Source organism: Acidimicrobiia bacterium (assembly GCA_029210695.1).
Taxonomy (GTDB): Bacteria; Actinomycetota; Acidimicrobiia; order Spongiisociales; family JAHEDJ01; genus JAHEDJ01.
In genome coordinates, this window is record JARGFH010000047.1 from 22,696 (window position 1) to 31,091 (window position 8,396).

The 8,396-nt window shown below is 62.9% G+C and carries 6 protein-coding genes; 3 read left to right on the plus strand and 3 right to left on the minus strand.

All coding sequences use genetic code 11. The features are described 5' to 3' along the window. Positions 1-109 precede the first annotated feature (109 nt). Positions 110-2,092, plus strand: coding sequence for an S-layer homology domain-containing protein (locus tag P1T08_13820; GenBank protein ID MDF1597152.1), 1,983 nt, complete (start codon positions 110-112; stop codon positions 2,090-2,092). Next, positions 2,089-3,921 (plus strand): S-layer homology domain-containing protein, encoded by a 1,833-nt coding sequence (locus tag P1T08_13825; GenBank protein ID MDF1597153.1) that lies wholly within the window; start codon positions 2,089-2,091, stop codon positions 3,919-3,921. The genes P1T08_13820 and P1T08_13825 overlap by 4 nt, the downstream gene beginning before the upstream one ends. Here P1T08_13825 and P1T08_13830 read toward each other — a convergent pair. Then, a complete protein-coding gene (locus tag P1T08_13830) occupies positions 3,911-4,894 on the minus strand; it encodes a glycosyltransferase family 2 protein (GenBank protein MDF1597154.1) in 984 nt (327 codons plus the stop codon). The genes P1T08_13825 and P1T08_13830 overlap by 11 nt on opposite strands. 143 nt (positions 4,895-5,037) lie before the next feature. Here P1T08_13830 and P1T08_13835 point away from each other — a divergent pair, with 143 nt between their 5' ends. Then, positions 5,038-6,324, plus strand: a complete 1,287-nt coding sequence (locus P1T08_13835; GenBank protein ID MDF1597155.1) for a sugar transferase — start codon at positions 5,038-5,040, stop codon at positions 6,322-6,324. Positions 6,325-6,358: 34 nt separating this feature from the next. Here the strand turns inward: P1T08_13835 and moeB are convergent, their stop codons facing one another. Further along, complete coding sequence (gene moeB, locus P1T08_13840) at positions 6,359-7,543, minus strand: molybdopterin-synthase adenylyltransferase MoeB (GenBank protein ID MDF1597156.1); 1,185 nt, start codon at positions 7,541-7,543, stop codon at positions 6,359-6,361. Between the two features lie 10 nt (positions 7,544-7,553). Beyond that, positions 7,554-8,000, minus strand: a complete 447-nt coding sequence (locus P1T08_13845; protein MDF1597157.1) for a hypothetical protein — start codon at positions 7,998-8,000, stop codon at positions 7,554-7,556. Positions 8,001-8,396: the final 396 nt, after the last annotated feature.

Here is an 8,396-nt window from a genome sequence, read left to right on the forward strand (position 1 = left end):
CTCCTGTCGTTGGTACCGGGGCCGGGCACGATCCAGGAATGAATGCAAAGGGCGGCGGGCTGATTGCAGCATCCGGTCTTGCTCCGAGAGGTACGATCCACAGACCCCCATGCGAACTCGATTCTCACTTCCCGGCCTCCTCACCAGGCGCCGCCTTCTATGGATCGCCGTCCTGGCGATCGGTATCGTGGCGGCCTCACAGGTTCAAGTGCGGGCCGTACCGCCGCCCCCGGTACCATGGTCGGCCGCCCTTTCGTTCGTGTTGCTCGACGGCCCGACGTGGGAATCTGACCGGCTGCCGGCTGAGATCACCACGGCCGGCCTCTCGTGGATGGGGGATGCTCCCGAGGCGGCCTGGGTGCGTGGGAGCGTGGACGGAACCACATGGTCCGACTGGATGTCAATCGACCTGGCCGAAGACCATCAACCCGATCCCGGCACCTCCGAGGCGATTCATCAGCGACCGGCATCGGGTCCCGTCTACCTTGGTCGGGTTTCGTTCGTCCAATACCGGGTCGTCGACGACGATCCCGGCAGGCTCCATGCAGAGGGGGTCGAGACGGCCGGGCGCGGCATGTCGCTGTTCGGCCGGGCTCAGCTGTTCTGGCGCAGCCTTTCCTTCGGAACGGCGGACACAGCCGAAGCGGTAGCGGATCAGCCGACGATCATTCCCCGCTCCGCCTGGGGGGCGGATAGTTGCCTGCCCGACCATCCCGAAGCTCCCGAATACGGCAACCACCTCGAGGTGATGTTCGTGCATCACACGTACCACGCCGGGTCTGCCAGCAACTCGTATACAGAAGCCTCGGTCAAGGACCTCATCTACTCGATCTGCTCCTACCACGTCAACGCCCGGGGCTGGAAAGATATCGGATACAACTTCCTCATCGACAAGTTCGGCAATATCTATGAAGGACGGGCCGGCGGAATCGACGAGGTGGTGTGGGCAGCGCACACCGAAGGCTTCAACTACTACTCGACGGGTGTCGCCTTCATCGGCGACCACAGCACTGTCGCTCCGACCGCCGCCGCCCAGGCGGCGTTCAAAGAGTTGGCGGCCTGGAAACTCGACCTCCACCATGTCGACCCCATCGGAAACGTGCTGATCGAGAGCCTGGGTGGACCCGTCTACGCCGAGGGTGAGATCGCCAACCTCACGCGGATCTCGGGCCACCGTGACGCCGCAATGACCTCCTGCCCCGGTTGGGCCGGCTACTCGCTGCTCGGCGGCCTCAGAAGTGCCATCGATCAGTACGGGGGAGCGAAGATCTACGGCGGCTGGATTCTGAACGACCCTGTACCCGGATTTCCCGAAACGGGCTATGACCCGGTTGCCTTCAATCTTCGATTCACCCGGGCGACTGCGTGGACGCTCGAGATCGCCGACGCCGGCGGAGTAGTTGTGTACTCGACAAGCGGCACGGGAACCACTGCGCAAGTGGAATGGAATACGACTGTTGGAGGTGAGGCAGCACCCACCGGGCGGTATTCCGTGTCGGTGGTCGGGACGGTCGAAGGGGAAACCGACCCGTGGCCCGTCCTGGACTCGTTGCAGCTTGGAGACTTCGTGTTGCCATTTTCCGACGACGAGGACCTGGTTCATGAGGAGAACATCATTGCCATTGCCGGAGCCGGCATCACGATGGGATGCGCAGACCACCTGTATTGTCCGGCTGCCAAAGTGACCAGGGGGCAGATGGCGTCGTTCCTCGCCAGGGCGCTCGACCTTCCTCTGTCTTCATTCGACCATTTCGCCGACGACGACAACTCGGGTCACGAAGGCGCCATCAACGCACTCGCCGACGCCGGTATCACGATGGGATGCCGCGCCGGCCTCTTCTGCCCGGACAATGAGGTTACGCGCGGGCAAATGGCCTCATTTCTCAGCCGTTCGCTGCCGGGATTGGCACCGGCCGCGCAGGACTACTTCGATGACGATGGATCCCACCCCGCCGAATCAGACATCAACGTGATCGCCGAGGCCGGGATCACACGGGGCTGTGGAGAACGAGCGTTCTGCCCGTGGAGTCCCGTGACGCGAGCGCAGATGGCGTCCTTTCTGGCCAGAGCGTTTCTGGGGGCGGGGTCATGAGACGGTCTGTGGTTTCACTGACAGCCGTGTTGCTCGTTCTCTTGGCGTCGGCGCCCGGTCACGCTCTCCAGGCGCCGTCTCTTGAAATCGAGTTCGAGGGAGGCGGCTGGGGTCATGGGGTCGGTCTCTCTCAGTTCGGCGCTTATGGCATGGCGCTCAACGGAGCGTCGACCTCGGAGATTGTCGCTCACTACTACTCGGGCACGCAGATTGAGCGAATTGATGAGATGGCCCTTGATCCGGATCCGCTGACGATCGGCGAAGGCGCCTTGTGGGTGAGCCTCCTTCGCAATCGGTACTCAGTCACGTTCCAGGCGATCAAGGACACAGGTCCACTCGATCTGTGCCAGGCCGGGGACGGAACCGGTGTCTGTCCGAGGGCTGTTCACCCTCAGCCGGAAGAAGTGTGGACATTCGAGGGCGATGGGGGGACCTGTCAGTTCTATCGAGAGGGTGTGGCGGTCGGCCCGCCAGGATCCTGCCGCGCCTCGATCGTCATGCAGCCGGGGAGCCGGGTAAACCTCCAGGGCACCGATTATGGGCGGGGGGAAATCAAGATCCGCAGCGGTGAAGTGCGAGATGGCTTCCATGTCTCAATGGCTATTAGTGTCGAAGAGTATCTGTACGGTCTCGGCGAGATGTACTCATCGTGGAGCGAGGCGGCGTTGCAGGCGCAGGCAATTGCGGGTCGGACCTACGCCACCAATCGTTTTCTCGGATTCGAGATCCTGCCTCGAATCGGCTCGGATCCCGGTTTCACCGATGACCGCAAGGAATCCTGCTGGTGCCACATCTACGGCTCGACACTCGATCAGGCCTATGTGGGATGGAGTAAGGAGTCGGAGGAGAGCGGAGGCGTGCAATGGGGTGCAATCTGGAAAGCGGCCGTCGACGACACCGCCAATCAGGTCATCACCTATACACAGCCAGGCTGGGAGTCGTTTACCAAGCAAACCGTCATCCAGTCCTTCTACTTCTCGTCGAGTGCCGGCTACACCGATAGCAACATCGACGGGTTCAATTCGAAGATCCCGTACCCGTATCTGGTTCCCGTGCCCGATCCGGGATCACAGGACCCGACGACCGCCAACCCGTATTCCGAGTGGACGGCGATCACCGACCAGGCCAGTCTCGCTACCCGGCTGGGCTGGGACGCGCTGCACTCCGTGGTGCTGGTCAATGGCCCTCCTGGGACCACCGTGCGGTTCTACGGCACGGATGACGGGTTGTCGGTTGTCGCGGACAAAAGCGCATGGTGGTTGCGGAAGCTGCCGGGCTTTCGCTCTGGCCAGATCACGGCCATCAACGGCATACCTCCCTTCACCGACATCGTGGGCTCGCCGCACACGCAGAACATCATCACCATCTGGTTGAACGAAGTGACGAAAGGCTGCACTGTGACGCAGTACTGCCCGAATGCCCCGGTGACCCGCGGCCAGATGGCCTCGTTTCTCGCCCGGGCGCTCGATCTTCCTCCAGCTTCGACCGACTTCTTCCCGGACGACAACGGCTCGACTCATGAGGACAACATCAACAGAGTCCGAGAAGCCGGGATCGCGCAGGGATTCGAGGATGGCACCTACCGGCCGGCCGATCCCGTTCGTCGTGACCACATGGCCACATTCCTTGCTCGTGCCTCGGCCCTCGAACCCGTACCCGGCCCGTTGTTCACCGACGTGTCCGGTTTCCATGAGGGGAACATCAACGCCATCGCCGCCGCCGGTATCACGCTCGGATGTTCGCTCGACGGTCCGCGTTATTGCCCGGCAGATCTCGTCACCCGCGCTCAGATGGCGTCGTTCCTGGCGCGGGCTTTCTTCAGCGGCTGAGGAAGCCCAGACCCCAGGCCAGGTGCATCGTCGGCAAAACAACGGGGAGGAGCAGGGTTGCTGCGACCCGGTGCTTCAGGCTCGACCACAGCGAACCGCCGACAATGAAACTGACGTAAAGCGCCGGTACCACGAGGGCAAGTGGTCGCCATGGTGTGGCTGCCAGCACCACGGACACGGCGAGGCCGGCAATCAGAGCGGGCGGCGCGAGTTGGCGCCAACGGATGGCCGCCGGGTGGGTTCGCAGCATCCTGCGCTTTCCCTGCCCGTACTGGTAGTACTGGCGCCAGAGGCCACCCAGGGTGCCGCGCGGTGTATAGCGAATCTTCAGTTCTGGATCGAAGTACACGAGGCCGCCGGCGCGCCGGATTCGGTAGTTGAGTTCGTAATCCTGATTTCGAAGCAGTCGTTCATCGAAGAAGCCGATCTTTTCCAGGCTCTGGCGGCGGAACACGCCAAGGTAGACGGTATCGGCGGGCCCGGCAGTTCCGCCGTACCGGAAGCGGGCATCGCCGACGCCCAATGGGCTCGACATGGCCATGGCGATTGCGCGTTGCAGCGTCGTCTCCCCGTGCGCATCCTGGATACCGCCCACGTTGTCGGCGCCGGTTGTGGTCAGCGTCTCAACCGCCCGCTGCACGTAGCCGTCCGGCAGAACCGCGTGGGCGTCGAGCCGGACCACGATCTCGCCTCGTGAAGCGAGGATCGCCTTGTTCAACCCTGCCGGAGTATTGCCGTCCGGATTCGAGACGACACGCAGACGGTCGTCCGCGGCGGCGAGCTCATCGAGAAGTTCCCGGGTGCCGTCGACGCTCGAGCCGTCGGCGACCACTACCTCCAGGACGCCTTCGTACTCTTGATCCAGGGCGCTGCGTATGGACGCCGCGATCGAGCCCCGCTCGTTCCGCGCCGGCATCACGATCGAGACCAGGGGATGGTCGTTCGGGCGGTGTGATTGTCCGGTGCTCTTCACAGTTACGTCGATCTGCTTGTGCGGTTTGCATCATGCACAGTTGCTTGCCGGGGGGCAACCTGTGAGCCGGTGGCGGCAGTGCGTTCGCGTCTCGAATCGCTCCGGCTGCAGTGAGCAGCGCATTCTCACTAGCATCTCGTCTCATGCGTCGTAGATTCCTGCTGTCGACCGCGGCTGCCGATCTCGGGTCACTCCTGGTTGCCTTCGTTGTTGCATCCCTGGTGACCTTCGACACGCTGTGGCCTTGGGATGCCCGGCTGGTTCCGGGTAACTCGATGTGGCCGCTGCTGGGGTTCTTCGTGGGAAGTGCCGTCGCGTCCTCCATCTTCAGCGTGATGACATGGGCGGGAAGCGCTCCACGTCCATCGTACGGACGGGGGCTTTCCGTCGTGCTAATTGGGGTGTCTCTCACCGCTCTGGCCGTTGTCGTTAGCCGTGTCTACTGGTCCCGTCCGTTTCTTGGCACAACGGCCGTCGTCTGGTTGCTTGGCACCATCACCCACCGGGCCATCCGGCGTCGTACACCCTGGACCGAGCAGATGGTGCTGGTAACCGCGGAAAAGGAACTCGTGGAGCATCTGCGCGATGCTCCGCACGCCGATGTGCTGAATGTGCTCGACCCCGGCCGAGCCGGCGATCTCGACCCGATTCCTCCGGAGGTGACGCTCGTCGTCGACCTCCGCTCGGTTCTATCGGACCGGATGGCGCAATACGTCTCGTCGTGCACGATCTCCGGCACCACGACACGTGCCCTCACCAATGTCTACGAGGAGCACACCGGCCGTCTGCCCATTGTGCATCTGGCTGAAGGTTGGGAACTGAGGGAACCGGCGATCAAGACCGCACCGTACCAAGTCGCCAAACGAATCATCGACGTGGTGCTCGTTGCCGTCGCTGCTCCGCTCGCACTGGTGACAACAATGGCCCTCGCGTTGCTGGTGAGGCTCTCCTCCTCGGGCCCGGCCATTTTCAAGCAGTGTCGGATAGGGCTCAATGGACGCCGGTTCACCTTGTACAAGCTGCGAACGATGCGGGCGGATGCCGAGCGCGCTGGTCCCCGGTTTGCCACCCTCGACGATGATCGTCTCGTTCCTGCCGGCAAGTTCTTGCGGAAGTCCCGGCTGGACGAGCTTCCGCAACTTTGGAACGTTCTCAAAGGTGACCTCAGTCTGGTGGGCCCGCGACCCGAACAGGAGTCGTTTGTGGAGCAGTTCAATGCCGAGATCCCTTTCTACGCTCAGCGCCATCTGATTCGTCCGGGAGTGACCGGCTGGGCTCAGGTCAAGTACGGTTACGCCGACGACGAGGCCGACACGATCGAGAAGCTCACCTACGACCTCTACTACGTGAAGAACATGTCGATCTGGCTCGACCTGTACATCCTCGGAGAGAGCATCTGGACGGTACTGTCCGGCAACGGTGCCCGGTAGGTCGTCTCCTTCAGCCCGACGCGGTGGCGCTCAATCAAGTCCTGCCAACACTCCCGGCCGGAGTGCAGTGCTGGTCGTACTCGACGATCCGGGGCGGCTGTGAGTCGTCGGCGCAGGCCGGGCAATCGGGATCGCGTCGGAGGGTCACCGTGCGGAAGTCCTCGTCGAGGGCGTCGTACAGCAACAGCCGTCCCACCAGAGTCTCGCCGATGCCGAGGAGGATCTTGAGCGCCTCCATCGCCTCGATCGATCCGATCACCCCAGGCAAGACTCCCAGTACCCCGGCTTCTGCGCATGACGGTGCCAGCTCGGGCGGCGGAGGTTCGGCAAACAGGCATCGATAACACGGACCGTTGTAGGGGTCGAACACTGTCGCCTGGCCTTCGAATCTGAAGATCGATCCGTGCACGACCGGAACCCGGAGATGCAGCGACACATCGTTGACGAGATAGCGGGTCGGGAAGTTGTCTGCCCCGTCGACGACGACGTCGTAACCCGACATGATGTCCAGGGCGTTCTCCGCCGTCAGGCGGGTCGGATAGGTTTCGACCCGCACGTCGGGGTTCAGCGACCGAATCGTTTCACGGGCCGACTCGGCTTTCAGGCTGCCGATGCGGTGCACGTCGTGGAGGATCTGGCGCTGCAAGTTGGTGGAGTCGACGAGGTCGAAGTCGACGATCCCGATCGTGCCGACGCCGGCCGCCGCCAGGTAGAGGGCAACCGGAGACCCCAGCCCGCCGGCGCCGATGATGAGGGCCCTGGAGGCCAGCAGACGCTGCTGACCCTCTTCTCCCACCTGGGGTAGCAGCAGGTGTCGGCTGTAGCGCGCCCGCTGTTCTGACGAGAGAGTGTTTGGTGTATCCCAGGTACGCTGCTCGGCCTTCCACTGCTCGAATCCGCCGGCGAGGCTGCTCACTCTCGAATACCCGAGTTGCTGCAGCGAGTGGGCGGCGAGCACCGATCGATGACCGGTTGCGCAATAGAGGATGATTTCGCGGTCCCGTCTGGGAACCTGGCCGGTGATCGTGCTCTCCAGCACCCCGCGCGGAACGAACAGGGCACCCGGAATCGCTCCCTGTTCATACTCGGGAGCCTCGCGGATATCCACGATCATCGCCTCGTCGCTTCGGGCGGCGAGGTGTTCCGTGGTGGTCTCGATGATCTGTGGACGCAGTGCATCCACGAGCTCGTGGTAGGTACGCGAGTCCCCGTTTGTCATAGGCGGCAGTCTAGAGGTCGAGCGTGGTTGCGTTTTGCTCGCGGGTCAGCCAGTGGTGGTGCTCTCGTCTCAGATATGGAGGTAGTCGACGAACGTCGGCGGGTGGGACATCGGGGATGCTCGCCGCTACCCACACGCCCGCTTCTGCATGACCGGCGAGTCCGACCCGGATGAGGTCGGAGAGATGTTCGGGGCGGGGGAGGGACCGCTCTCGCTGCGCAGCTCTGATGAGCCGGAGCAGATCGGCCACCGCGCCCGGGCCCAAGGCGGCGGTCCAGAAGCGACGTACATAGGGATCCGTAGGAACGCGCCGGTGGCCCGAGCCGGCGAGGAGGTGCGGTTGAATGTGCAGGCGGTGCCGGAGGGTTGGTGGAGTTGTGCCGGCCGGGTCCGGTGTGGCAGGTGCGACGGGAGGACGGGGTTGCAGCTGCTTGGACTCGACCGGCACAACTCTCATGCGGTAGAGATACCACGCAACGTCAACTGTTGACAAGTAGCGGCACACAACGTCGCGAAATGTTTATCTACAAAGGGGTTCTAGGTTTTAGGTTCTAGGTTGTAGGTACGGGTTGCACGTGAGAGTGCCGTTGGAAAGGAGCGGACCGCGATCAGGGTTCTGACCTAGGACCCAATACCTATGACCTAGAACTTGCCTGCGCCTACGACTTCCCCTTGTTGTCAACCAGGTTTCCCACGGAATGGCGATGGGTTGCCCCAAGAGTGGTGTTAGGAAGGGGCGGATCGAGATCAGGTCTGACCTATTACCCAGAACCTATGGGGGAAGGTCCAGGACATCGTTGGCGGTTTGTAGACCGTCTATGGGGTTCAGGACATCGTTGGTAGTGGGCCGGGG

Bases quoted from the DNA above. Each gene is read 5' to 3' on its own strand.
- P1T08_13820 (MDF1597152.1), top strand. From the start codon at position 110: ATGCGAACTCGATTCTCACTTCCCGGCCTCCTCACCAGGCGCCGCCTT.
- P1T08_13825 (MDF1597153.1), top strand. From the start codon at position 2,089: ATGAGACGGTCTGTGGTTTCACTGACAGCCGTGTTGCTCGTTCTCTTG.
- P1T08_13835 (MDF1597155.1), top strand. From the start codon at position 5,038: ATGCGTCGTAGATTCCTGCTGTCGACCGCGGCTGCCGATCTCGGGTCA.
- moeB (MDF1597156.1), bottom strand. From the start codon at position 7,543: ATGACAAACGGGGACTCGCGTACCTACCACGAGCTCGTGGATGCACTG.
- P1T08_13845 (MDF1597157.1), bottom strand. From the start codon at position 8,000: ATGAGAGTTGTGCCGGTCGAGTCCAAGCAGCTGCAACCCCGTCCTCCC.